Annotated in this window: 24 protein-coding genes; 12 read left to right on the top strand and 12 right to left on the bottom strand. The window is 71.4% G+C overall.

Going from position 1 to position 22,325, the window contains the following annotated elements:
• Nucleotides 1-154: 154 nt before the first annotated feature.
• Nucleotides 155-1,024, bottom strand: coding sequence for a PAC2 family protein (locus JIG36_RS30900; RefSeq protein ID WP_203379900.1), 870 nt, complete (start codon nt 1,022-1,024; stop codon nt 155-157).
• 99 nt (nt 1,025-1,123) lie between these two features.
• Complete coding sequence (locus JIG36_RS30895) at nt 1,124-1,675, bottom strand: hypothetical protein (RefSeq protein WP_203379899.1); 552 nt, start codon at nt 1,673-1,675, stop codon at nt 1,124-1,126.
• Nucleotides 1,676-1,723: 48 nt separating this feature from the next.
• On the opposite strand from JIG36_RS30895, the gene JIG36_RS30890 reads away from it, so the two are divergent.
• Nucleotides 1,724-2,164 carry a GNAT family N-acetyltransferase gene (locus JIG36_RS30890; protein WP_203379898.1) on the top strand — a complete coding sequence of 147 codons (441 nt, stop codon included), beginning with the start codon at nt 1,724-1,726 and terminating at the stop codon, nt 2,162-2,164.
• 48 nt (nt 2,165-2,212) lie between these two features.
• Here the strand turns inward: JIG36_RS30890 and JIG36_RS30885 are convergent, their stop codons facing one another.
• The gene (locus JIG36_RS30885; protein ID WP_203379897.1) at nt 2,213-3,058 is read right to left on the bottom strand and encodes a CDP-alcohol phosphatidyltransferase family protein; all 846 of its coding nucleotides are present in this window, start codon (nt 3,056-3,058) and stop codon (nt 2,213-2,215) included.
• Nucleotides 3,059-3,220: 162 nt separating this feature from the next.
• Here JIG36_RS30885 and JIG36_RS30880 point away from each other — a divergent pair, with 162 nt between their 5' ends.
• From JIG36_RS30880 to JIG36_RS30865, 4 genes are all read left to right on the top strand, one after another.
• On the top strand, nt 3,221-3,784 hold the full coding sequence (locus JIG36_RS30880; protein ID WP_307872975.1) for a phosphoribosyltransferase: 564 nt from the start codon (nt 3,221-3,223) through the stop codon (nt 3,782-3,784).
• Nucleotides 3,785-3,855: 71 nt separating this feature from the next.
• Nucleotides 3,856-5,445 carry a sensor domain-containing diguanylate cyclase gene (locus tag JIG36_RS30875; RefSeq protein ID WP_203379895.1) on the top strand — a complete coding sequence of 530 codons (1,590 nt, stop codon included), beginning with the start codon at nt 3,856-3,858 and terminating at the stop codon, nt 5,443-5,445.
• Nucleotides 5,446-5,601: 156 nt separating this feature from the next.
• Nucleotides 5,602-7,278, top strand: a complete 1,677-nt coding sequence (locus JIG36_RS30870; RefSeq protein ID WP_203379894.1) for an SDR family oxidoreductase — start codon at nt 5,602-5,604, stop codon at nt 7,276-7,278.
• Nucleotides 7,279-7,287: 9 nt separating this feature from the next.
• Nucleotides 7,288-8,022, top strand: a complete 735-nt coding sequence (locus JIG36_RS30865; RefSeq protein ID WP_203379893.1) for a hypothetical protein — start codon at nt 7,288-7,290, stop codon at nt 8,020-8,022.
• Here the strand turns inward: JIG36_RS30865 and JIG36_RS30860 are convergent.
• Nucleotides 8,019-8,288: a YggT family protein gene (locus JIG36_RS30860; protein WP_203379892.1), complete on the bottom strand. Its 270-nt coding sequence runs from the start codon at nt 8,286-8,288 to the stop codon at nt 8,019-8,021. The two genes, JIG36_RS30865 and JIG36_RS30860, sit on opposite strands and share 4 nt — an antisense overlap.
• 49 nt (nt 8,289-8,337) lie before the next feature.
• Nucleotides 8,338-8,790, bottom strand: coding sequence for a MarR family winged helix-turn-helix transcriptional regulator (locus JIG36_RS30855; protein ID WP_203379891.1), 453 nt, complete (start codon nt 8,788-8,790; stop codon nt 8,338-8,340).
• A 63-nt stretch (nt 8,791-8,853) separates the two neighbouring features.
• Between JIG36_RS30855 and JIG36_RS30850 the strand changes: the two genes are divergently transcribed.
• Entirely contained in the window at nt 8,854-9,825 is a 972-nt protein-coding gene (locus JIG36_RS30850) for an alcohol dehydrogenase catalytic domain-containing protein (RefSeq protein ID WP_203379890.1), read from the top strand.
• A gap of 16 nt (nt 9,826-9,841) precedes the next feature.
• Nucleotides 9,842-10,612: a class I SAM-dependent methyltransferase gene (locus tag JIG36_RS30845; RefSeq protein WP_203379889.1), complete on the top strand. Its 771-nt coding sequence runs from the start codon at nt 9,842-9,844 to the stop codon at nt 10,610-10,612.
• A gap of 44 nt (nt 10,613-10,656) precedes the next feature.
• On the opposite strand, the gene JIG36_RS30840 is transcribed toward JIG36_RS30845, so the two are convergent.
• The gene (locus JIG36_RS30840; protein WP_203379888.1) at nt 10,657-11,076 is read right to left on the bottom strand and encodes a BLUF domain-containing protein; all 420 of its coding nucleotides are present in this window, start codon (nt 11,074-11,076) and stop codon (nt 10,657-10,659) included.
• 250 nt (nt 11,077-11,326) lie between these two features.
• Nucleotides 11,327-12,067: a YqjF family protein gene (locus tag JIG36_RS30835; protein WP_203380001.1), complete on the bottom strand. Its 741-nt coding sequence runs from the start codon at nt 12,065-12,067 to the stop codon at nt 11,327-11,329.
• A 195-nt stretch (nt 12,068-12,262) separates the two neighbouring features.
• On the opposite strand from JIG36_RS30835, the gene JIG36_RS30830 reads away from it, so the two are divergent.
• Entirely contained in the window at nt 12,263-12,928 is a 666-nt protein-coding gene (locus JIG36_RS30830; RefSeq protein WP_307872974.1) for an HAD family hydrolase, read from the top strand.
• A gap of 226 nt (nt 12,929-13,154) precedes the next feature.
• Here the strand turns inward: JIG36_RS30830 and JIG36_RS30825 are convergent, their stop codons facing one another.
• Together JIG36_RS30825 and JIG36_RS30820 are read right to left on the bottom strand one after the other, a co-directional pair.
• On the bottom strand, nt 13,155-15,683 hold the full coding sequence (locus JIG36_RS30825; protein ID WP_203379887.1) for an ABC transporter permease: 2,529 nt from the start codon (nt 15,681-15,683) through the stop codon (nt 13,155-13,157).
• Nucleotides 15,683-16,435, bottom strand: a complete 753-nt coding sequence (locus JIG36_RS30820; protein ID WP_203379886.1) for an ABC transporter ATP-binding protein — start codon at nt 16,433-16,435, stop codon at nt 15,683-15,685. The genes JIG36_RS30825 and JIG36_RS30820 overlap by 1 nt, the downstream gene beginning before the upstream one ends.
• Nucleotides 16,436-16,665: 230 nt before the next feature.
• On the opposite strand from JIG36_RS30820, the gene JIG36_RS30815 reads away from it, so the two are divergent.
• The 3 genes from JIG36_RS30815 to JIG36_RS30805 all read left to right on the top strand — a co-directional run bounded on the left by JIG36_RS30815 (nt 16,666) and on the right by JIG36_RS30805 (nt 18,209).
• Complete coding sequence (locus JIG36_RS30815; protein WP_203379885.1) at nt 16,666-17,169, top strand: hypothetical protein; 504 nt, start codon at nt 16,666-16,668, stop codon at nt 17,167-17,169.
• 96 nt (nt 17,170-17,265) lie between these two features.
• A complete protein-coding gene (locus JIG36_RS30810) occupies nt 17,266-18,066 on the top strand; it encodes a DUF4097 family beta strand repeat-containing protein (protein ID WP_203379884.1) in 801 nt (266 codons plus the stop codon).
• The gene (locus JIG36_RS30805) at nt 18,066-18,209 is read left to right on the top strand and encodes a hypothetical protein (protein ID WP_203379883.1); all 144 of its coding nucleotides are present in this window, start codon (nt 18,066-18,068) and stop codon (nt 18,207-18,209) included. The genes JIG36_RS30810 and JIG36_RS30805 overlap by 1 nt, the downstream gene beginning before the upstream one ends.
• A gap of 299 nt (nt 18,210-18,508) precedes the next feature.
• Here the strand turns inward: JIG36_RS30805 and JIG36_RS30800 are convergent, their stop codons facing one another.
• On the bottom strand, nt 18,509-19,195 hold the full coding sequence (locus JIG36_RS30800) for a LuxR C-terminal-related transcriptional regulator (protein ID WP_203379882.1): 687 nt from the start codon (nt 19,193-19,195) through the stop codon (nt 18,509-18,511).
• Between the two features lie 415 nt (nt 19,196-19,610).
• Nucleotides 19,611-19,982 (bottom strand): ArsR/SmtB family transcription factor, encoded by a 372-nt coding sequence (locus tag JIG36_RS30795; protein ID WP_438870773.1) that lies wholly within the window; start codon nt 19,980-19,982, stop codon nt 19,611-19,613.
• A 79-nt stretch (nt 19,983-20,061) separates the two neighbouring features.
• Here JIG36_RS30795 and arsM point away from each other — a divergent pair, with 79 nt between their 5' ends.
• A complete protein-coding gene (arsM, locus tag JIG36_RS30790; RefSeq protein WP_203379881.1) occupies nt 20,062-20,874 on the top strand; it encodes an arsenite methyltransferase in 813 nt (270 codons plus the stop codon).
• A gap of 471 nt (nt 20,875-21,345) precedes the next feature.
• On the opposite strand, the gene JIG36_RS30785 is transcribed toward arsM, so the two are convergent.
• Complete coding sequence (locus JIG36_RS30785; protein ID WP_236048538.1) at nt 21,346-22,206, bottom strand: RecB family exonuclease; 861 nt, start codon at nt 22,204-22,206, stop codon at nt 21,346-21,348.
• Nucleotides 22,207-22,325: the final 119 nt, after the last annotated feature.

Here is a 22,325-nt window from a genome sequence, read left to right as displayed (position 1 = left end):
ACCTCCTCGGTAACGCCTAGGTTCCTAGGATGCCTGACGGAACGTGGTGTGGCCCACAGCGACACGCGTCGACACGCGGCGATTCAAGAGAGTTCCCGTACGCGAGAAAGCCCGGCCCCGCACACAAGCGAGACCGGGCCGGAGAAGCGAGGCGCTACCAGGAACCGGCGGTCGGACCGGCCGACCCGCCCCGGCGGCGCAGGTATTTCTCGAACTCGCTGGCGATCTCGTCACCGGTCAGCGGCTGGATACCCTCGTCGCCCACGCGTTCTTCGAGCTCGCGCACGTATTCGCCCAGCTCCGCGTCCTGCTCGGCGGCGGCCCGGACCCGCTTCTCCCACTCGTCGGCCTCCTCCGCGAGGTCGGCGAGCGGCACCGGCAGGTCGAGCACGTCTTCCAGGCGGCTCAACAGCGCGAGCGTCGCCTTGGGGCAGGGCGGGTTGTTCGCGTAGTGCGGCACGTGCACCCAGAACGACAGCGCGTCGAGGTCGGCGCGCCCGGCCGCCTCGTGCAGCACGCCGACGATGCCGGTCGGGCCGTCGTAGCGGGTCGGGACGACGTTGTATTTCTCGCCGGCCTCGCTGTTGCTGGCCGAGCCGCTGATCGGCAGGGGGCGGGTGTACGGGACGTCGGCCAGCAGGGCGCCGAGCAGCACGATCCGGTTGACCTCGAGGCTGTGGCAGACCTCGAGGACCTGCTCGCAGAAGGTGCGCCAGCGCATGCTGGGCTCGATGCCGCGGATCAGCACGACGTCGCGGTCGGCGCCGGGCGGGCTCGCCACCGTGAACCGGGTGGTCGGCCACTCGATCTTGCGGGTCTCACCCTCGGCCATCGTGATCGTCGGCCGGCTGACCTGGAAGTCGTAGAAGTCCTCCGGGTCGATGGTGGAGATCTCCCGGGCCTGCCACACCTGCTCGAGGTGTTCCACGGCCGCGGTCGATGCGTCCGCAGCGTCGTTCCAGCCCTCGAAGGCGGCGATGGCCACGGGGGAACGGAGCAGCGGGAGGCCGTCGAACTCAGTCATGCTGACAGCCTACGTTCACCCCGCGCGCACCACCGGGCGGCCGCGCCGCGCTCGCCCCGGCACACGGTGCGTGATATGCCGCAAATCCGACGAAAGCCGCTACACCTTCGTCGGCAGGCGGCGGTGCAGTTCGGCCAGCAGCACTTCGGGCGCGGGCGACATCAGGCCCACATCGACCAGGTAGGTCGTGCGACCGGCCCGGCGGCGGGTACGCGGAGGGCGGCCCGGCCCGTCGCCCGGCTCGACGAAGTCACCGTCGACCGGTGTGATGATCAGCTCGGCGAACGGGCCGCGGTAGCGCAGCGCCACCTCCTCGATGCCGGCCCACGGAATGTGCACGGGCCGGCGGCCGGTGGCAGCGAAGTCGAGCCCGCGCATCGAGCTGTGCAGCCAGCCGAGCCGGTTCCACGCGGCCAGCAGGATCACGGCGGCCAGCGCCACCGGGACGACCAGGGCCAGTTCGACGTAGAGCACGAAGTCGCCGACGCTGGGGGTGTCGCCGAGCGCGATCCGCAAGCCGGTGAACAGGACGAGCGTGGTGGCCCAGACGGCGGCGATCACCCAGAGCATCGTGACGTAGACCATGGCCCGGGACTGGAGGAAGGTGACGGTGTCGTCATCAGGTCCGAGCACCTCGTCGATGTGCGCCACGATGGGATTATGCCCGCTTTATCGCGAGATAGGAGTGATTATGGGTAGGTGACCGTGACGCGCCTCGGGGAGGACGACCCCGGCAAATGGGAGGACGCGGCCCGGCTCCTGGACGAGTACCGCCAGCACTACGGCGCGAACCCGGCCCCGGAGGCGGTAGCTGCCTGGCTGCGGGAGCAGATCGACGCTGCCCGCGCCCGGGTCTATCTGGCCGGTGAGGCCGACGGCATCTGTACGGTCGCCGTGGTTCCGGCCGCCCTGACCCTGCGTACGGTGTGGCTCGTGCGTGATCTTTACGTACGGCCGGCCGCCCGGCGCCGTGGCATCGCGCGCCAGCTGCTCGAAGTGGTCGAGGAGGAGGCGCGCGCGAGCGGGGCGCACCGGCTGTCGCTGCAGACCGAGTCGGCCAACGTGCGGGCCATCGATCTCTACGCGACCAGCGGGTTCATCCCGCTCGCGGAGGTCACCGTGATGGACAACGTGCTCTGAACCGAGCGGCGCCGCGACGAAACGCCGGGCGGCGCCGTGACGCCGGGGTCAGGCGGCGACGGCCACCGTGGCTGCGGCGGCGGCTTCGGCGGCGGCCTGCTCCCGCTTGTTCTGCGCGGTCTTGCGCTTGGCGTACGCGTAGAGGCGGTAGATCAGCAGCAGCTCGAACGCCACGAACACCGCCGACGACAGCACCGCCACCGGGATGGTCAGCTGCAGGACCGGTCCGACGATGAAGACGAACATCATGAACTCGATGCCGCTGAACAGGTGCGGCCGGATCCGGTGGCGCACCAGGAAATCACGGAGCCGCCAGATCGGCGACGGGTTGCCCGGGGGCATGGCCGCGGGCACGACCGGGCCGGTCTCGGAGTCCTCGTCGGTCATGATCGCGCCCCCCTGGTTGAGGTCGGCGCGGACCTTGCCCATCTGCAGCGCGTTCAGATAACGGAACATGTCGAGGAACACCACGACGGCGCCGACCCACAGCCAGGTCATGTTGCCGGTCGCCGCGTACTGCCCGCCGAACAGGCCGACCGCACAGATGGCCACGCGCAGCCGGTCGAGCACGTAGTCGAGCCACGACCCGAACGCCGATCCGGTCCCGTTCAGCCGTGCGATCTTGCCGTCCATGCAGTCCAGGACGAAGCTGAGGTGGAACAGCAGGGCGCCGAGGAGCAGCCACGGGTAGCTCGCCTGCCAGAAGCAGTACGCACCGACAGCGCCGACGAGGAACGCGAGGGTGGTCAGCCGGTTCGGGGTCACCGAACGCCACGGCTGCACCAGCCAGACCAGCCGGGAGGCGAGGGGGTCGACGAGGCCGACGGTCCACCACGCGTCCTTCTGCTTGTACGTGCGGTCGCGGATCACTGCGAGGGGATACCGCTGCGTCATGCCGCTACTCCTGGTGAGACCCGAAACATGAACGATCGAACGCGCGGACCTTACTAGAAGTTGAACAAGCCTGGAAGGGCGGATCAGGCGTGTCGGAAATCGAAGCTTTTTTCCGTCACGCGTTGTTAACTTGCCGGTGATCTACCCGAATGGGGGAACGCGGTGGACGCGATCCACGTGGCTGATGATCTGGAAGCGGTGATCCTGACCGAGGAGCAGATCCTGGCGCGGGTGGGTGCCCTCGCCGCCGAGTTGTACGAGGTCTACGGCGACCGGGAGCCCGTGTTCGTGGGGGTGCTGGGCGGTGCCGCGACCGTCACCGTCGACCTGGCCCGGGCGTACCCCGGTCAGCTCGAGATCGGCTGGATGGCGGTCAAGTCGTACACCACCCACAACCGTGCCTCGGGGTCGGTGCGGCTGCTGAAGGACCTGGACGTCGACATCACCGGCCGGCACGTGGTGATCGTCGACGGGGTGATCGACACCGGGTTGACGATGTCGTGGCTGATCGCCAACCTGGCCCAGCGCGGCCCGGCGTCGATCGCGGTGTGCGCGCTGCTGCGTAAGCCCGAGACGGCCCGCTTCGCCGACACCCCGACGTACGTGGGTTTCGACGTGGGCCCGGGTCTGATCGTCGGCTACGGGCTCGACCACCGGGGCCGCTACCGGAATCTGCGCTGCGCCGCCGTCCTGGCCCCGAGCGTCCACCAGGTGGAGCCGGCCTGACCCGGGGCCCAGCAGGCGGCGCCCGCCTGACTCCGGCTCAGCAGATCGTGGCGGGTGCCGATGGGGTAAGAGTGCGCGACGGCGGGCGGTGGAGCGGCATCGCGCTGGTGCTCGCGGTGCTGCTGACCGGCACCGTGGTCTCGCTGGGCATCTACGACGCCCAGCGGCGGGGCGAGGAGCAGTACGCGGGCCAGCTCATGGACCGCTACGCGGACGAGGTCGCGGCGGCCATCAACGACCGGGTCGGGCGTTACGGCGAGACCCTGTCCGACCTGGCGTCGGCGATCGGCACCCAGCCCGACTTCGACGCCGAGGACTTCGGGCGCACCACCGGCGGGCTGGACGCGGCCCGGCTGCCGGGCGCCAGCAGTGTGGCCTTCGTCGTACCGTCCGGTAGCGCCGAGACCGCCGCGACCCAGCGCCACTGGCGGGAACGCGGCGCGACCGACCTGGTGCTCAGCCCCCAGCCGAAACTGACCGCGCACTACTTCGTGATCTTCCACCGGGTTTTCGACAGCGGCACCCCGATCCCCGGAGCCGACATGGGTCAGAGCCCCGAGGCGACCAAGGCGATGACGCTGTCCGAGCGGATCAGCGCGCCGGTGATCAGCCCCGCCTACCAGCTCGTGATGGACCGGGTACTCCCGCCCCAGCAGCGCCAGAACTCGATCGTGATGGCGGTCCCGGTCTACACCGGCGCCGGCTCGGACGCACCGGACCGGCTGGAAGGCTGGGTTCTGATGGGGGTGCGCGGCCAGGACTTCCTGTCCCAGACGCTGATGGACCGCAGCCAGGGCGCGGTGCAGGTGCGGCTCACCGACGCGGCCGCCGACAGCCGGGTGATCGCCACGGCCACCCCGGGGACCCGGGTCACCGACGACAAGCTGGTGCGGGAGCGTTCCGTACGGGCCGGGCAGCGCCGCTGGGAAGTGACCATGTGGCCGACCAAGCGCCTGCTGAGCACGACCGACCGCGGGATGAGCCTGCTGTCGGGCGCGGCCGGCATCGCCCTGACGATCATGCTGGCGCTGGTCACCGGCATCCTGTCCAACAGCCGGAACCGCGCCGTACGACAGGTCGAGCAGGCCACGGCGGCGCTGCGGCGCGACATCGAGCGCCGCGAGGAGGTCGAGGCCCAGCTGCGCGAACGCGAGCAGCAGCTGCACCAGCTGGCCTTCCACGACTCGCTGACCGGGCTGGCCAACCGGCAGTTGTTCTACGAGCGGCTCGAGCGTGCCCTGGAAACGCCCGGCGAGGGGACGGTGGCCGTGCTCTTCATCGACCTGGACGGGTTCAAGCAGATCAACGACGCCCGCGGCCATCACGCCGGCGACACCGTGCTGCAGGTGGTCGCCGACCGTCTGCGTACGGGGATCCGGCAGGGCGACACCGTGGCCCGGTTCGGCGGGGACGAGTTCGCGATCCTGCTCGAGAGCGTCGGGGACATCGCCGACGCGCACGCGGCCGCCGAGCGGATCATCGACGACGTCCGGCTGGCGATCGACGTCGGCGGGGAGCCGGCCCACGTGTCGACCAGCGTCGGCATCGCGATGCACCGGCCCGGCACCGACGCGGCCGCCCTGCTGCGCGACGCCGACGCCGCGATGTACGCCGCCAAGGCCGCCGGCAAGGACCGCTACGTGCTGGCCCCCGTTTCGTAGCTGCGGCGCGGCCCAGATCCCGCCGGGCGGCGTCCCGCGAAAACCCGGTTCCAACACCGGGAGCCGGGCTTCCGCGCCTCGCACACTCCCCAGCGACGAAACCGGCGCCGGCGGGCCGGTTGACCGCCGTCCCGGCGACGGGTGAGTCTGGGAGCCATGGGGGCGCAGATCCACTCCGTGCCGGCGGTGATCTCGGCGGATCCGTGTGAGGTGGCCGTCCGGGCCGCGGGTGCGGGGCTGAGGCCGTACGTCCTCGGGTATTCGGGTTTCCGCTCCTGCCACGGACGGCCGATCGCGCATCTGCTGCTGCCGCTCGCCTCCACCACCCTGATCGTCGACTTCGGATCGCCGTCCGGTCTCGCCCTGGGCCCCCGCGACAGTGCCACCGCCCGTGGCGAGACCACCTGGGGGCACGGCGTCAGCGTCGGGCTCACTCCGCTCGGAACGGCCGCGCTGCTCGGCGTCCCGATGGCGGAACTGGGCGGAGGCGCCGTGGCCCTGGCCGACCTGCTGGGTCCCGCCGCGTCCGAGCTGCCCGGGCGGCTGGGTGCGGAACCCGGCTGGCCGCAACGGTTCGACCTGATCGAGAGGACCCTGGCCGCGATTCTGTCCGGCCGGCGCCGGACCGCCGTCCCCGACCGGGCCGTGCTCACGGCCTGGCGGCGGTTGCAGCAACCCGACCGTCCCACGGTGGGGCAGCTCGCCGCCGGGATGCAGGTGTCGCGCCGGGCCCTGGAACGCGGGTTCCGCCGGCACGTGGGCCTGTCCCCGGCGACGGTGGCCCGGATCGCCCGGTTCCAGCGGGTGGTCGACCGGCTCAGCGCGGGCGCCGGGCCGTCGCAGGCCGCTGCCGACAGCGGTTACGCCGACCACCCGCACCTGGCCCGCGAGACCCGCGCGATGGCCGGGCTCACGCCCACCGGGCTGGCCGCCTTCCTGAGCACCCCGCCGATCATGGTCGCTCCGGGCACGCCGCCGATCAGGGTCAGCCCGGGCGCGCCGCCGATCAGGGTCGGCCCGGGCACGCGCCGATCAGGGTCGGCCCGGGCACCCCGCCGATCTTGGTCGCAAACGTCCAAGACGGGCGGGTCGCCGCGACCTAGCGTGCTCGGCATGACGCTTGAGGGAAAGACCGCGCTGGTCACCGGCGGGTCGAAGGGGATCGGGCGGGCCGTCGTCGAGCAGCTGGCCACGCTCGGCGCGCGGGTCGTCTTCACCTACCGGCAGGACAAGGAGGCGGCCGACGACGTGGTGCGGGCCTGCCCCGGAACCACTGCGGTGCGCGCCGACCAGGAGAGCCTGGACTCGCTGGGGGCGATGTTCGAGCCCGTACGGGATGGTCTGGACATTCTGGTGATCAACGTGGGCACTGTGACGGCGGCGCCGATCAGCCAGTTGACGCCCGAGGAATTCGACCGGGTGTTCACCGTCAACACCAAGGTCCCGCTGTTCGCCATCCAGCGCGCCACACCGCTGCTGCGCCACGGCGGCCGGATCGTCACCATCTCCACCCTGAACACGCTGCTGCCGGCGGCCGGGCTGGCCCTCTACTGCTCCAGCAAGGGCGCGCTGGAGCAGATCACGGCGGTCGCCTCGCGCGAGCTGGGCCCGCGCGGCATCACGGTCAACACGGTCTCGCCCGGCGCCACCGACACCGCCACGCTGCGCGCTGCCAACGCGCCCGAGGCCCTGGAGCAGGCGGCCCGGATGACCGCGCTCGGCCGTCTGGGCCAACCGGGCGACGTCGCCGCCGTGGTCGCTTTCCTCGTCTCCGACCAGGGCCGATGGATCACCGGCCAGAACCTCCGCGCGACCGGCGGGCTCTACGTGTAGAAAACACCGGTGCAGATCATCACCCGCGGCGACCGGCCCGACCTCGACGCCGAAGCGGCCGAGACGTTCCGCGAACGCTGGCCCGAGTTCATCTTCCACGACGAGGTGCCCAAGAAGTACATGGCCCGGGTCGAGCGGTACTTCGGGCGCTTCGACGTGATGGCGCTGGACGACGACGGGAAGGTGATGGCCGGCGGGTGGGGTGTGCCGCTGGCCTGGGACGGCACCGTCGACGACCTGCCGACCGGCTACGACGACGCCCTAGTGCGCGCGGTCGAGGGGCACGAAGCCGGGACCGTCCCGACGGCGCTGAGCTTCATGGCGGCGGCGGTCGGGGCCGCGTTCGACCGGCGGGGGCTGGCCACCCAGGTGCTCCGGGAGCTTTCCGTACGGGCGTACGGGGAAGGCCTCTCGCATGTCATCGCGCCACTGCGGCCCACGTGGAAGCACCGGTACCCCGACGTGCCGATGGCCGAGTACGCGACGTGGGCCCGTCCCGACGGGCTGTCGATCGATCCGTGGATCCGCACCCACCAGCGGATGGGTGCGCGGATCCTCGGCCCGGCCCCGCGGTCGATGGTGATCGCCGGGACCGTGGCCGAGTGGCAGGAGTGGACGGGGATGGTGTTCCCGGTGACACGCGACTATGTGGTGCCGGACGCCCTGAACCTGGTGCACGTCGACGTGGACCAGGACAGGGCCGTCTATGTGGAGGAGAACCTCTGGGTCCTCCACGCCCGTTAGATGATCGCTCGGATGATCACGATGCCGAAGAAGACGATGAGGAAGGCGACGTCGATGGCGGCGCCGCCGAGGCGCAGGGGCGGGACGACACGGCGTACGGGGGCCAGGATGGGCTCGGTCACCGTGTAGACGCCGGACATCAGCCGGGCGCGGAAACCGCCGGCGCTCGCCGGGCCGGCCAGGACCGTGCTCCAGTCGAGCAGGGCCCGCGCCACCAGCAACAGCTGCACCAGCAGGAGCAGAAAGTCCACGAGGGCGAGGACCACGTAATACCTCCAGGTAACCGGGTGGGTTGACTCCTCTACTGTGCGTCGGTCAGCTGTGGGCTTGCTGTAAGACTTCTGTGCTGAGAATCCGGGAGATCAGCTGGTGCATCTGCCGCTGCTCGACCTCCGAGAGCACCCCCTCCAGGCGCTCGGCCACCGCCGCGTCATAGGTGGCCTTGGCCGCGGTCAGCCGTTCCCGCCCGGCCGCGGTCAGCGCGATCAGGCTGGCCCGCCGGTCACCCGGGTCGGGCCGGCGCTCGATCAGCCCGGCCGCGCGCACCCGCTCGGCAAGCTTGCTGGCCCCGCCGACGGTGATGCGCAAACTCTGGGCGAGGTCGCCGATCCGCAGCGTGTCGGAGCCCTCGAGCGCGAACAACGTCTCGAAGGCCGCCAGCGACAGGTCGTGCGCCTGCTTGAGGCGGGCGTCCACGTGCTCCCAGAGCAGGATCTCGACCCGGACGAGGTCGGTCAGCCAGCGGATCCGCCGGTCGTCGGCTGTCATGCCGGTCACCCTAGCAAAAAGATTCCGCGGAATTAGATTCCATGGAATGTTGTTGGGCCGGGTATGAGAGCCATCGTTCTTTCCGCACCCGGCCCCGTCGAAAACCTCGAGATCCGTGAGCTGCCGCTGCCTGATGTGGGGCCCGGCCAGGTGCGCATCCGGGTCGAGGCGTTCGGCATCAACCGCTCCGAACTGCACCTGCGCCTGGGCTACGCCGAAGGGGCGAAGCTGCCCGTGGTGCCGGGCATCGAGGCGGTGGGTGTGGTCGACGCGGCCCCGGATGGCGACCTCGAACCCGGGCAGCAGGTCGCGGCGCTGATGGGTGGCATGGGTCGCGCCTTCGACGGCGGTTACGCCGAATACACGGTGGTGCCCCGCGGGCAGGTGATCCCGTTCCGGTCCGGGCTGTCCTGGGCGACGCTGGGCAGCATTCCCGAGACCCTGCAGACCGCGTACGGGTCGGTGACGATCGGCCTCGACCTGCGTGCCGGGCAGACGCTGCTGATCCGGGGCGGGACCTCGGCTCTCGGCTACGCCACTGCGGCGCTGGCCAGAGATCTCGGGGCGACGGTGCTGGCGACCACGCGCCAACCGGGCCGGCTCGCCGAACTGGCCGCCCACGGTGTCGACCATCCGATCCTGGACGACGGGGCGGTGGCCGGCCGGGTCCGTGAGATCACCGGCGACGGGGTGGACGCCGCGCTCGAACTGGTCGGCACCCCGACGCTGCCGGACACGCTGGCCGCGACGCGGGTGCACGGCACGGTGTGCTTCGCCGGGATGCTGTCCAACCAGTGGACCGTCCCCGACTTCTACCCGATCGGCTACCTGCCCAGCGGGGTACGGCTGACCTCGTACAGCGGTGACGCCGACGCCCTGCCGCCGGCTGTGCTGCAGGGTTTTCTCAACCGGGTCGCCGCCGGCACGTTGTCCCTGGGGCCGGTGTCGGTCTATCCGTTCGACCGCATCCGGGACGCTCACCGCGACATCGAGCTGAACCGGATCAGTGGCAAGGGCGTCGTGGTGGTCAGGTAACCGCTACGGTGGCCGGGTGCGGAAGCGGGGAACGGTTTTCGGGGAAGTCGCGGACCACTACGACCGGGTGCGGCCGGGCTATCCGGAAGCGCTGGCCGACGAGCTGCTGAGCCGGGCCGGGGCCGGGCCGGTGCTCGAGGTGGGCGCGGGCACCGGCAAGGCGACCCGGCTGTTCGCGCGGCCCGGGGTCGAGCTCACCTGTGTCGAACCCGACGCGCGGATGGCCGAGGTTCTGCGACGCAACGTGCCCGCGGCCGACGTGGTCGTCTCCACCTTCGAGGAGTGGAGACCCGTTCGCGCGTACGGGCTGCTGGTCAGCGGTCAGGCCTGGCACTGGGTCGACCCGGCCCGCCGCGCCGATCTGGCCTTCGGAGCCCTCGCGCCGGGCGGGCTGTTCGCGCCGTTCTGGAACGTCTTCCTGGTCGCCGACCCGGCCCTGCACGCGGCGCTGGCCGAGGTGGACGCCCGCCATGACCTGACCGGCCGCACCTCCCACCGCATGAACGCCGCCGATCAGGGGCCGCTGGGGTCGTTCGAGGAGGAGTGGGCCGACCTGAACCTGAGCGACGGCCGCTTCACCGAGCTCGAGACCCGGCGGTACGAGTCGGCGCTGACCTACGACGCGCCCAGCTACCGGGATTACCTGCTGTCGACCTCGCTCTACCGCATGCTCGACCCGCTCACGGCCGACGTGGTGCTGACCGAGACGATCGACGTGCTCCACCGCTTCGGCGGCACGATCGAGTTCCGGGTGTGCACCGACGTCGCCCTGGCCCGCCGCGGCTGACGCCCGTTTCATAACCGGGGTGGGGGCCGCTCCGCAGCACCGTCTCAGTAGGCGTAGTGCAGGCTGCGCATCCGCTGCATCAGGGTGGTGGCCGTCTCGGCGGTCAGGGTCTCGGGGGTGAACTCGTAACCCGGCAGCAGATCGCGCAGCGCGGCTTTCAGGTCGGGTGAGGTGCTGTCGACCAGGCCCATCGACCAGTCGGGGAAACAGCGCTCGGACACGTCGCCGACGGCGATCAGGGCGACCTCGCGGTGCCGGGGGTCGTCGCTGATTGTCTGGAATGTCCGGGTGACTACCTCGGGATCACCCTCGAGACACTGCAGGAAATGGTCCCGGTTGAACAGCAGGACGCCGGTGATGCCACGCAACGTGTTGTTGCGGCGGGCCTGGTCGCGGATGTCGAAGATCCCGTTGGGCGGCAGGCTGTTCTTCCGGCTCCGGTAGATCAGCTGGGTGGTGCTCATTTCCCCAGGCTAGGCCGGTTTTCCACCGGCCGGGCCGGGTTCCGGGCCATCGACGGCGCGGGCCGGGTCAGGTTCGGGGCTACCGGCGGCGCGTGCCGGGTCGGGTTCGGGGCCATCGACGGCGCGGGCCGGGTCGGGTTCGGGGCTACCGGCGGCGCGGGCCGGGCCGGTCAGGGACGGATGGGCGGCACAGCAATCCGGGGGAGCTGCCGCGGTGGTCGTTGATGAACCGCTCGCCCCGGACCGCGCCTCACATTCCGTACGAGGGAAGGGTTTTGCCGAAGGAGACGGGCACACCCGGTGAATAGAGGACGCTCACCGGCGGGGTCGTGGGCTGGGGGAGGCCGGCCGCCGCGATCAGCGTGTCCGAAAGGGACAGCAGCTCGGCCCGCCGCAGGGGCCACGGGGGATGCTCGTTGGCCAGGTGGACCGTGCGGCCCCAGGCCGTGGTGTGCAGGCCCCACCGGGCAGTGACGAACTGTTCCAGCGGGGACGGATCCGTGATGGGGGCGCCGACACGGACGGTCATCTCGTTGGTGGCCGGGCGCGGGCCGGGCCAGCGGCGGCGCGACGTGTAGGACAGGACGTCGCCCGAGCGGGTCAGACGCATCCGGGCCCACATGTAGGGCAGGCGCAGCGACGCCCGGGCGGTCAGCACCGGGATCAGCCGCTCGGCCTCGAGGGAGAGGAAGACCACGCCGCGCCGGCCCTCGGCGTCGACGCTGTAGAGGCGGACGTTCGTCTCGCAGAAGTCGCCCAGGTAGGGCACGCCGGGTCCGCGCAGGAAACCGACGTTCTGCATGCGGAAGCCGATCAGGCCCACATAGGTCACGCCGTCGAGCGTGTCGGGGACCGTGCCGGTCGGCAGCAGCGGCGCGACCAGGGCGGGGTCGACCGGCCAGTGCAGGAAGGCCAGGTCGGTCCAGCGCTGCACCAGCAGGGACCGCCGCACCGGGCGGGGTGTGCGGAGAGTGACGTCTTCGATGTCCAGCGGTCGACCTCACTCCTCAGTCGCGTGACGGGTGATGCGCGGGGCGGCGCACGCGGCCGAACCTACGCCCGCCCGTCCACCCGCGGACAGTGATGGAGGTAACGCCCATGCGGAACCGGTCTCACGGGGGAGAATGGGGGCCGACGCTCATCACGAACACGGAGGCTCATCCTGAACGCGCGACAACCCGCCGCGGTGCTCTTCGACATGGACGGCACGCTGGTCGACAGCGAGAAGGTGTGGGAGATCGCCCTGCACGAGCTGGCCGCACGGGCGGGTGGCAGCCTGTCACCGGCCGCCCGCCACGCCATGATCGGCAGCAGCATGGGCCGCAGCATGCAGATCCTGCGTGACGACCTCGGCCAGCCCGACCGGCCCGAGGAACCTGACGTCGAGTGGCTGACCGACCGGGTGTTCGAGCTGTTCGGCGAGGGTCTGGTGTGGCGGCCGGGGGCGATGGAGCTGCTGCAAGCGGTCCGCATCGCCGGCCTGCCGACCGCGCTGGTCACCTCGACCGGCCGCAAGCTGGTCGAGGTCGCGCTCGAGACGCTGGGCCGCGAGAACTTCGACGTGATCGTCTGCGGTGACGAGGTGTCGATGCCCAAGCCCGACCCCGAGCCCTACCGCACGGCGGCGACGCTGCTCGGTGTCGCGGTCGAGGACTGCGTCGCCATCGAAGACTCGCCGACCGGGGTGTCGAGCGCGCTCGCCTCGGGCGCCACCGTCCTGGCGGTGCCGGCCGAACTGGAACTGCCCGCGACAGACGGGATCCACCTGCGCACCTCGCTGGTCGGCGTCGACCCCGCCTATCTGGCCGGCCTGCTCGTCGATCGCGGATTGCTCCAACCCGACAACAGCTGACGGCGCCGGCCCGGCCCGTTGACGGCGGCGCCGGCCCGGCCTGTAGATGGCGGCGCCAGCCCGGCCCGTTCGCGGGTTGCCGCGCGGCTTGAGCCGATGGCAGCGGCCTGACGCGTTCGCGCGGCTGGAGATGACGGCAGCGGCCTGAGCCGGTCCGCGCGGCCTGAGCTGACGGCAGCGGCCTGACCCGCGACGGTTTCGCGGGTCAGGCCGTGTGTGCGGGCCGTCAGTCGTGGGCGATGGCGGCCAGCACGTTCAGGCGCGCGGCCTTGATCGAGGGCAGCACCGCCGCCAGCACGCCGACGATGGCGGCCAGGCCGAGGTAGAGGCCCATCTGACCCCACGGCAGCACCAGGTCGGTGATGCCCTCGCCCTCCAGGGCCTGCACCACCGCGGCGCCCAGGCCGGAGCCGACCACGACACCCAGCAGGGCGCCGAAGACCGAGATCACCACGGCCTCGACGGTGACCATCCGCATCGTCTGGGCGCGGCCCAGGCCGACGGCGCGCAGCAGGCCCAGTTCACGGGTCCGCTCCAGCACCGACAGGGCCAGGGTGTTGATGACGCCCAGCACGGCGATGAGGATGGCCAGGCCGAGCAGCACCTGCACCATCGTGATGACGGTGTCGAAGTTGCCGACCTGCTGGTTGATGAAGCTGCTGCGGTCGGTCGCGTTGACCTCGGGGCTGTCCGCCACCAGGGCCTTGACCTGCGGCAGCACCTGGTCGATGGTGGCGCCGTCGGCGAGCCGGACGAAACCGAAGATCGGCTGGGTCAGCCCGAACTCCTTCGTCGCGGCCAGCGGCAACATGATGCTGCCGGGGACCTTGTCCTCGTCGTAGGTGGCCACGATCGTGTAGCTGTGCTCGTCGCCGCGCGGCATCTGCACCTTCACCACGCGGCCGGTCGCCCAGCCGTGCTCGGTGGCCTGGTCGGTGCTGACGGCGATCTGGTCGGGCTTCAGGGTCGGCAGCGCCGGCGATCCGTACGCGTCGGCCAGTTTCGCCAGGTCGTCGGTGGCCGTCACGTAGGAGCGTTCACCGTCGATCAGCACCTGCTCGTTCCAGATGCCGGCCACGGCCCGTACGCCGGGAATCGCGGCCGCCTTGCCGAGAACCGCCTCGTCGAAGACCGGTGGGCGGGGGCCGTTCTGGTCGCCACCGATGACGATCTCGGCCTTGACCGTGTTCTCGGCCTGCGCGGCCAGGCTCTGCTTGGCCGAGTCGATCACCACCGTGACCCCGGTGACCAGGGCGATGCCGACCATCAGGGCAGCCGCCGTGATCGCCGTGCGGCGCGGGTTACGCCCCGAGTTGAGGCGGCCCAGGCGACCCGGCACCGACCACGAGAACAGGCGGCCCAGCCCGGCCACCACCGGCTTGGAGATCAGCGGCGTGAGCAGCGCGACCCCGATGAACGTGACCAGCACGCCGCCCAGGATCAGCCACAGCGAGTTGGTGCCGTAGAGGCCGACACCGAGCATGGCCGCGCCCGCCGCCCCGATCACGGCACCGGTCACGGTCACGCGGGTGAGCGGGCGGTCGGGAGTGGACACGTCCTGCATGGCGGCGATCGGGGAGATCCGGGACGCCCGTACGGCCGGGAGCACCGCGGCCACCACGGTCACGACGATGCCGACGATCAGTGAACTGAGGATCGCGGCCAGCGGGACACCGACCGGGGCCGGGTCGAGACCGCCGCTCATCGAGCCGAACAGGGTCACCAGCAGCGCGCCGACCCCGACGCCGGCGGCCAGGCCGAGCACGGCCGCGATGAAGCCGATGACCAGCGCCTCGACCAGCACCGAACCGATCATCTGACGGCGGCTGCCACCGAGCGCGCGCATCAGCGCCAGCTCCCGGGTCCGCTGCGCGACGATGATCGAGAACGTGTTGAGGATCAGGAACGTCCCCACGAACAGGGCCACACCCGCGAAGCCGAGCAGGATGTTGTTGAAGAACCCGAGGGCGTCCTTGAACTGGGCCGAGCTGTCGGCGGCGAGCTGCTTGCCGGTCTTGACGTCGTAACCCGTCCCGAGCTGGGCCGCGATCTGGTCCCGTACGTGGGAAGGGTCTTGATCCTGGTCGACGCCGACGGTGATCTGGGTGAACATGCCGGGCTGGCCGAGCATCGAGCGCTGGGCCTGGGGCGTGGTGAACGCGACCTCCTGCACGCCGCCGATGCTGTCCCGCTCGTTGGTGTAGCCCCAGACGCCGACCAGCGTGAACGTCTGCCTGGGGAGCTGGGTGAGCACACCCACCCGGTCGCCGACCTGGATGCCGGCCGCCTTGGCGACCGCCTCGTTGACGGCGATCTCGTTGTCCTTGGCCGGGCCGCGGCCCTGGCGCATCTCCATCAGGTCGTCGGTGCCGACCCAGTTCATGCCGATGCGCGGCGGGCCGTAGCTGGTGACGACCTTGCCGTCCGAGCCGATCACCCGGGCGCCGTCGTCGGAGATCACACCGGTCGCCTTCTCGACGCCCGGGACCTTGGCGACCCGGTCGACCAGCGAGGCCGGCAGCGGAGTGAGGATCTGCTCGCCCTCCATCTCGGACACGGCGACCTTCGGCTTGGCCATGACGGCCACGTCGACCTGCGAATAACCCTCGGCGAACAGGTTGTCGAACGTGCGGCCCAGCGTGTCGGTCGTGACGAACGCGCCCGAGACGAACATGACGCCGAGCACGACCGCCAAGCCCGAGAGCACCAGGCGCAGCTTGCGGCTGAGCAGGCTCTTCAGCGTCGCGCGCAGCATCAGACCAGCACCTCCCCGGCCTTCATCGTCTCGAGCACCGACTCGGGGGTCGGGTTCTCGAGCTCGGAGACGATCGCTCCGTCGGCCAGGAACACGACCCGGTCGGTGTAGCTGGCCGCGACCGGGTCGTGGGTGACCATGACGATCGTCTGCCCGTGCTCCATCACGCTGCTGCGCAGGAACGACAGGATCTCGGCGCCGGCCTTGGAGTCGAGGTTGCCGGTCGGCTCGTCGGCGAAGATGACGTCGGGGCGGCTCATCAGCGCCCGCGCGCACGCCACCCGCTGCTGCTGGCCGCCGGAGAGCTGGCTGGGCCGGTGGTTGAGCCGGTCACCGAGGCCGACCGTGCCGACCACCGTGTCCCACCACTGCGGGTCGGGCTTGCGCCCGGCGATGTCGAGCGGCAGCCGGATGTTCTCGGCCGCGGTCAGCGTGGGCAGCAGGTTGAACTGCTGGAAGATGAAGCCGACCCGGTCGCGGCGCAGCCGGGTCAGTGCCTTGTCGCTCAGACCGGTGACCTGGGTGCCGCCGATGTGCACGGTGCCGCGGGTGACCGTGTCGAGACCGGCCAGGCAGTGCATGAGCGTCGACTTGCCGCTTCCGGACGGCCCCATGATGGCCGTGAACTTGCCGCGCGCGAAGCTCGCGCTCACCCCGCGAAGGGCGACCACGCGCGCCTCCTCGGAGCCGTACACCTTCCAGACGTCGTCGGCGCGCGCCGCGACCGGCTCCTGCGCCCTCGTCCCGATCATCAATAGCCCCCTGATCCGTGCGGGCCGCCCCCGTCGGCCGGCCCGTGCGCGTTGTTCGTGGGGTCAGTGTTTCGTCGTGACAGCATCGAGACGTCAGCCTGCGGGCGTAGCCGCACGCGGAGATTCCGGTCCGGGGAACACCCAGGGGACTCTCAGGGTCCACCCTGAGATGTCAGGGTGACGGCGAAATGACGCTTGACTGACGTCATCGATGACGTCATAGTGGTGGCATGGATTTGACGCCGTACCTCGAAACGCTCCGGGCCGACCTCGCGGCCGCGGCGGCGCCGGCCGGGCCCGACACCATTCGGGCGGCCGAACTGCTCGGGCACTCGCTCGAATCGTCGGCCCGGCTCGCGCTGCTCGAGGCCCTCTCCGACGCGACCGCCGAGATCACCACCCGGTTGTCCGACGCGAGCGTCGAGGTGCGGCTGCGGGGGCGGGAAGCCGACCTGGTGGTGACGCAGCACGCTCCCGAGCCGCCGGTGCCCCCGGCGCCGCCCGTGGCGCCCACCCCGCCGCCGCCCGACGGTGGCGACCTGACCCGCCTCACCCTTCGGATGCCGGAGTCGCTCAAGACCCACGTCGAGCAGACCGCGGCCGCCGAAGGCATCTCGGTCAACGCGTGGCTGGTCCGCGCGGTGACCCTGGCCATCAACGTGCCGCCCGCGCCGCCGTCGTCGTTTCCCAGCGGTCGCAGCCCGAAGCGGGTCACCGGCTTCTTCCAGGCCTGACCCGTTCCGCTCCGCCTCTTGACCTTCCCCTTCGGTGAGGGCCGAGCGTTTCCGCATGCCCTTCTCCCGCCCACTTCGTCGAACAGGAGACCCCTCATGTACGAGTTCGACCACCCCACACCCGTCACGATCACCCTTCGTACGCACTCCGGCGTCGTCGACCTGCACGCCGAGGAACGCGACTCCGTGCAGGTCACGGTCGAGCCCATGGACGACCGGGACGGCTCGCGCGAGGCCGCCGACAAGACCCGGGTCGTGCTCGAAGGCGACACCCTGGTCATCGAGGTCCCGCACGAGGGGCGGCTGTGGCGCCGTACGCCGAAACTGGCGATCACGGCCCGCGTGCCGGTCGGCAGCACCCTGCACGGCAAGAGCGCCGCCGCCGACATCCACGCCGCCGGCGTCTGGTCGAACGTCAAACTCGACCTGGCCTCGTCCGACGTCGAGCTCGGCGAGGCCACCGGCAACGTGTCGATGGACTCGTCCAGCGGCGATCTGAGCGTCGGCCGGGTCGGCGGTTCGGCCAAACTCGAAACCGCGTCCGGCGACGTACGGGTCGGTGACGTCATGGGTGACGCCAAAGTGAAGTCAGCGAGCGGCGACGTGATGGTCGGAGCCGTCGGGGGCTCGGTGCGTGCCTCCACGGCGTCAGGTGACGTCATCGTGGGCCGCTTGAGCACGGGTCGCAGCGAGGTCCGTACGGCGTCGGGTGACGTCCAGGTCGGCATCGCCCCCGGCACCGGCGTCTGGCTCGACCTCAACACCGCCTCCGGTCGTACGAGCAGTGAGCTCGCCCCGAAGGAGGGCGACCCGACCGGCGGTTCCCTCGAGCTGCGGGTCTCCACGGCCAGCGGCGACATCCACATCCACCGCGCCACCGAGCGAGAGGTCATCTGATGCTTCCCGACAACCGTTTCGGCATCGAGAACAACGCCCGTCGTCGTCTGAGCGGGAGCCGTCGCAAGCGGGCCGGCCGTTTCGCCCCGCCGGAGTGGCCGGTGAGCCGGGGCCCGACCCCGAACCCGCGCCGCGAGGACTGACCCGTTCCGCCCGGCACCGCGACCGCTTCGTGCGGCCGGTGCCGGGCTTTTCGCGGCCGGCTGCGCGTTGGACCCGCTTTGTGCGGCCGGTGCGAGGCGGCTGCGCGTCGTTTTATTTCGTACGGCCGGAGCCAGTGGCCGCGCGTCATGTTTGCGTGCGGTCGGCCCCGGCCGGCTGCGCGTCGGGTCTACTTCGTGCGGCGGCTGCGCATCGGCTTCTTTCGTGCGGCCGGTGCCGGGCGGCTTCGCGTCGGGTCCGCTTCGTACGGCCCGTCGATGTGCCTGCCTCGCGCCGTGGGTCAGGCGCCCGGTTTGACCAGGCCCGTTTCGTAGGCGAGCACGACGGCCTGGGTGCGGTCGCGCAGGCGGAGTTTGGTCAGCACGTGGCCGACGTGGGTCTTGATCGTCGTCTCGCTGACCTGGAGCGCGGCGGCGATCTCGGCGTTGGAGTGGCCGCGCGCCACGTGCACGAGGACCTCACGTTCGCGTTCGGTCAGGGTGTCGAGCTTGCCGGAGCTGGTCGTCTCGGGGGCCGGCAATGCCTCGGCCACTCTGACCAGAATGCGGGCCAGCACCGGGGGAGCGATGACGGCCCCGCCCGCCGCAACGGCTCGAACGGCGGCGACGAGCTCTTCGGCCGGCGCGTTCTTGAGCAGGAACCCGGCCGCGCCGGCAGCGATGGCGGCCAGCGCATCCTCGTCGGTGCCGCGGTCGCTGAGGATCAGGACGCGTACGGCAAGACCGCCGGCCGACACGGCGCGCGCGACACCCAGCCCGTCCACGCGGGGCAGCGCGACGTCGGTGATCAGCACATCGGGCAGCAGCCGCCGGGCCAGGTCGACCGTTTCGCCGCCGTCCCCGGTCTCGCCCGCCACGACGATCTCGGCCGCCCCGCCGCCGTCGGCGGACGTGAGGATCGAGCGAAGACCCGAACGCTGCATGGGGGCGGCATCCGCCAGCAGCACCCGGAGCGGGCGTGTGTGCATGGCCGACACCCTAGAGGTCACCACCCGCCACGGCGCAGCTCGGCTCAGCCCTCTGCCAGCTCGCCCTTCCCCACGCGCGCTCGCCCTCGCCGCACGCGACCGCCGCTCGTGCCCTCCCTCGCTGCTCGTGCCCTCCCTCGCTGCTCGCGCTTGCGTTCGCCGCTGATGCTCGCCCCCGTCGCTCGTGCCCGCGCTCACCGTTCGTGCCGGCGCTCGTCGCTCGTGTCCGCGTCCGCCGCTCGTCGCTCGTGTCCGCGTCCGCCGCTCGTCGCTCGTGTCCGCGTCCGCCGCTCGTCGCTCGTGTCCGCGTTCGCCGTTCGTGCCTGCGCTCGTCGCTCGTGTCCGCGTTCGCCGTTCGTGCCTGCGCTCGTCGCTCGTGTCCGCGTTCGCCGTTCGTGGTTGCGCTCGCCGCGGGTCACTGTCCGGCGGCGCGGGCGGCCAGCGTTGACGGGTCGAGCACCTGCGACAGCGTGCCGAGTGCGGCCGGCACGATCCGGTAGTAGACCCAGCTGCCGCGCCGCTCGCTGCTGACCAGGCCGGCGTCGCGCAGCACCTTCAGGTGGTGCGAGATGGTCGGACCGGACTGGGTGAACGTGTCGGTCAGCTCGCACACGCACACCTCGTCACCGGCGCGGGCGGCGATCAACGACAGCAGTCGCAGCCGGACCGGATCGCTGAGCGCTTTGAAGCCCTGCGACAGGGCCGCGGCGCCGGACTCGGTGAGCGGCTCGGTGACCATCGGCGCGCAGCAACCGGGCTCGGCCGGGCCGGGTAGTGGTTTCGACACCCGTCGAGTTTGACATCCGTCGAAACCAGGGGCAAGCTGAGGCGGATTCGACAGCCATCGAAACCGTGAGGAGACTCCGATGACCGAGCCGATGATCACCGCCGACGCCCAGCCTCAGTCCTGCTGTTCCCCGAGCGACGCCGCCGAGCCTGGCACCGGATGCTGCGGCACCGCGACGACCGCCGAGGGGGAGGGCGTGGCGATCCGTGAGCAGGTCCGCGCCCGCTACGCCGACGCCGCCACCCGCGCCGCCGAGGGTGCCCGGTGCGGCAGCGACGAGCTCTACGGCGACGACGAGCGGGGTGAACTGCCCGAGGCGGCGCTACGGGCCAGCCTCGGCTGCGGAAACCCGCTGCGGGTGGCCGACCTCAACCCCGGCGAGACCGTCCTCGACCTGGGCTCGGGCGGCGGCATCGACGTCCTGCTGTCGGCGCGCCGGGTCGGGCCCACCGGCCGCGCGCACGGCCTGGACATGACCGACGAGATGCTGGAGCTGGCCCGCCGCAACGCCGCCGACGCCGGCGCCACCAACGTCGAGTTCCACCAGGGCCACATCGAGGACATCCCATTGCCGGACGCCTCGGTCGACGTGGTCATCTCCAACTGCGTGATCAACCTGTCCGCCGACAAGCCGTCGGTGTTCGCCGAGATGCACCGCGTTCTGCGGCCCGGCGGCCGGATCGGGATCTCCGACGTAGTCGCCGAGGACCACCTGACCCCCGAGCAGCGCGGCGTCGTGGGTGACTGGTCCTCCTGCATCGCCGGCGCCTTGTCGCGGACGGAGTACATCGACGGCCTCACGGCGGCGGGCTTCACCGAGGTCAGCGTCGAGTTCACCGACGCCTACGCCGAGAGCATGCACGCCGCGATCGTCCGTGCCCGCCGCCCCTGACCGGGCCACGCGGGCAGTTGCCGCCGGCGGGCCCGGCCCGGGTCCGGCGTGCCGGGAGTCGCCAGGTGTGGCGGCCCGAGAAGACCTGAGCCAGTCCGCAACGACGCGAACCGGCCCGCAACAACGCGAACGCTGGCGCGGGCGTTGCTGGACGAGCCGGATGCGGCCCGCAGCGGCGTGAGCCAGTCCGCGGCGACGTGAGCCGGCCCGCAACAACGCGAACCGGCCCGCAACGACGTGAGCCAGTCCGCCGCAGCGGCGTGAGCCAGTCCGCGGCGACGTGAGCCGGTCCGCAGCGGCGTGAGCCAGTCCGCAACTACGCGAACCGCCCGCAACGACGCGAACCGGCCCGCGGCGACGTGAGCCGGCCCGCAACGACGCGAACCGGCCCGCAACGACGTGAGCCGGCCGGCACAACCTGGGCGGGCCCGCCACGACACGAGCCGGCGGAACCCCGTGCCGGGCGGGTGGCTAGGCCAAGCGGTCGTCGTCGGCGGGGCCGACCTGGAGAGGCACGTCGGCGGCGGTGGGATAGGGCGGCGGGGTGCCACCCTTGGCCGGGCACAGGGCCTGATGGCTGCACCACCCGCAGAGGCGGCTCGGCTTGGGCATGAAGTTCTGGTCGCGCTTGGCCCGCTCGATGGCCTCGGACAGGGCGACCAGCGTGCGCTCGAAGCGTTCCAGCTCTTCGGCGTCGGGGCTGTAGTCGCAGACCTCGGCGTCTTTCAGGTAGAGCAGGCGCAGCACCCGGGGGACCACCCCGCGGGTGCGCCACAGCACCAGGGCGTAGAACTTCAGCTGGAACAGCGCCCGGCCCTCGAACGCCTCGCGCGGGGCGCCGCCGGTCTTGTAGTCGACCACGCGCATGTCGCCGCTCGGGGCGACGTCGAGACGGTCGATGTAGCCCCGGATCAGCAACTCGTCGTCGACCAGGGTGGAGATCAGGGTCTCGCGCTCGGCGGGCTCGAGGCGGCGCGGGTCTTCGACCGCGAAATAGCCGGGCAGCAGCGCCTGGGCGCTCGCCAGGAAGGCGGCCAGCCGCGTCTGCTCGTCGGCGGAGGAGTGGGCCAGGCCGCCCGTCGCGTCAGCCTCGGCCGCCGCCACGGCGGGATCAACGGACGCGGCGGGAGCGGCGGACACGATGGGATCAACAGGCGCAGCGGGGTCAACAGACGCGGCAGACGCAGCGGGGTCAACAGACGCGGCAGACGCAGCGGGGTCAACTGACGTGGCGGGAGCGGCGGACGCGGCAAACGCGATGGGGTCAACAGACCCAGCGGGGTCAACGGACGCGGCGGGGTCGACGGCCGCGGCGGGAGCGGCGGGTTGCAGAACGATCGGCGAGAGATCTAGAAGGCTCGACTGCGCCGCTGCGGAAGGGGCGGTGGCGGCCGCGAAGATCTCGGCCAGGGCCGGCTCCTCGGCCAGCAACCGCTGCCACGAAGGGGCGA

Source organism: Paractinoplanes ovalisporus, assembly GCF_016834655.1.
In the GTDB taxonomy this organism is placed as follows: Bacteria; Actinomycetota; Actinomycetes; order Mycobacteriales; family Micromonosporaceae; genus Actinoplanes; species Actinoplanes ovalisporus.
The sequence above is the reverse complement of the archived record's forward strand: the minus strand, read 5'-3'. Positions and strand labels throughout refer to the sequence as shown.

What these genes read in the sequence shown, in the direction of transcription:
- JIG36_RS30810 (WP_203379884.1), top strand. Translation starts at nt 17,266, where the DNA reads ATGTACGAGTTCGACCACCCCACACCCGTCACGATCACCCTTCGTACG.
- JIG36_RS30885 (WP_203379897.1), bottom strand. Translation starts at nt 3,058, where the DNA reads ATGACGCAGCGGTATCCCCTCGCAGTGATCCGCGACCGCACGTACAAG.
- JIG36_RS30855 (WP_203379891.1), bottom strand. Translation starts at nt 8,790, where the DNA reads ATGACAGCCGACGACCGGCGGATCCGCTGGCTGACCGACCTCGTCCGG.
- JIG36_RS30825 (WP_203379887.1), bottom strand. Translation starts at nt 15,683, where the DNA reads ATGCTGCGCGCGACGCTGAAGAGCCTGCTCAGCCGCAAGCTGCGCCTG.
- JIG36_RS30800 (WP_203379882.1), bottom strand. Translation starts at nt 19,195, where the DNA reads ATGCACACACGCCCGCTCCGGGTGCTGCTGGCGGATGCCGCCCCCATG.
- JIG36_RS30840 (WP_203379888.1), bottom strand. Translation starts at nt 11,076, where the DNA reads ATGAGCACCACCCAGCTGATCTACCGGAGCCGGAAGAACAGCCTGCCG.
- JIG36_RS30850 (WP_203379890.1), top strand. Translation starts at nt 8,854, where the DNA reads ATGAGAGCCATCGTTCTTTCCGCACCCGGCCCCGTCGAAAACCTCGAG.
- JIG36_RS30820 (WP_203379886.1), bottom strand. Translation starts at nt 16,435, where the DNA reads ATGATCGGGACGAGGGCGCAGGAGCCGGTCGCGGCGCGCGCCGACGAC.
- JIG36_RS30870 (WP_203379894.1), top strand. Translation starts at nt 5,602, where the DNA reads ATGGGGGCGCAGATCCACTCCGTGCCGGCGGTGATCTCGGCGGATCCG.
- JIG36_RS30805 (WP_203379883.1), top strand. Translation starts at nt 18,066, where the DNA reads ATGCTTCCCGACAACCGTTTCGGCATCGAGAACAACGCCCGTCGTCGT.
- JIG36_RS30815 (WP_203379885.1), top strand. Translation starts at nt 16,666, where the DNA reads ATGGATTTGACGCCGTACCTCGAAACGCTCCGGGCCGACCTCGCGGCC.
- JIG36_RS30900 (WP_203379900.1), bottom strand. Translation starts at nt 1,024, where the DNA reads ATGACTGAGTTCGACGGCCTCCCGCTGCTCCGTTCCCCCGTGGCCATC.
- arsM (WP_203379881.1), top strand. Translation starts at nt 20,062, where the DNA reads ATGACCGAGCCGATGATCACCGCCGACGCCCAGCCTCAGTCCTGCTGT.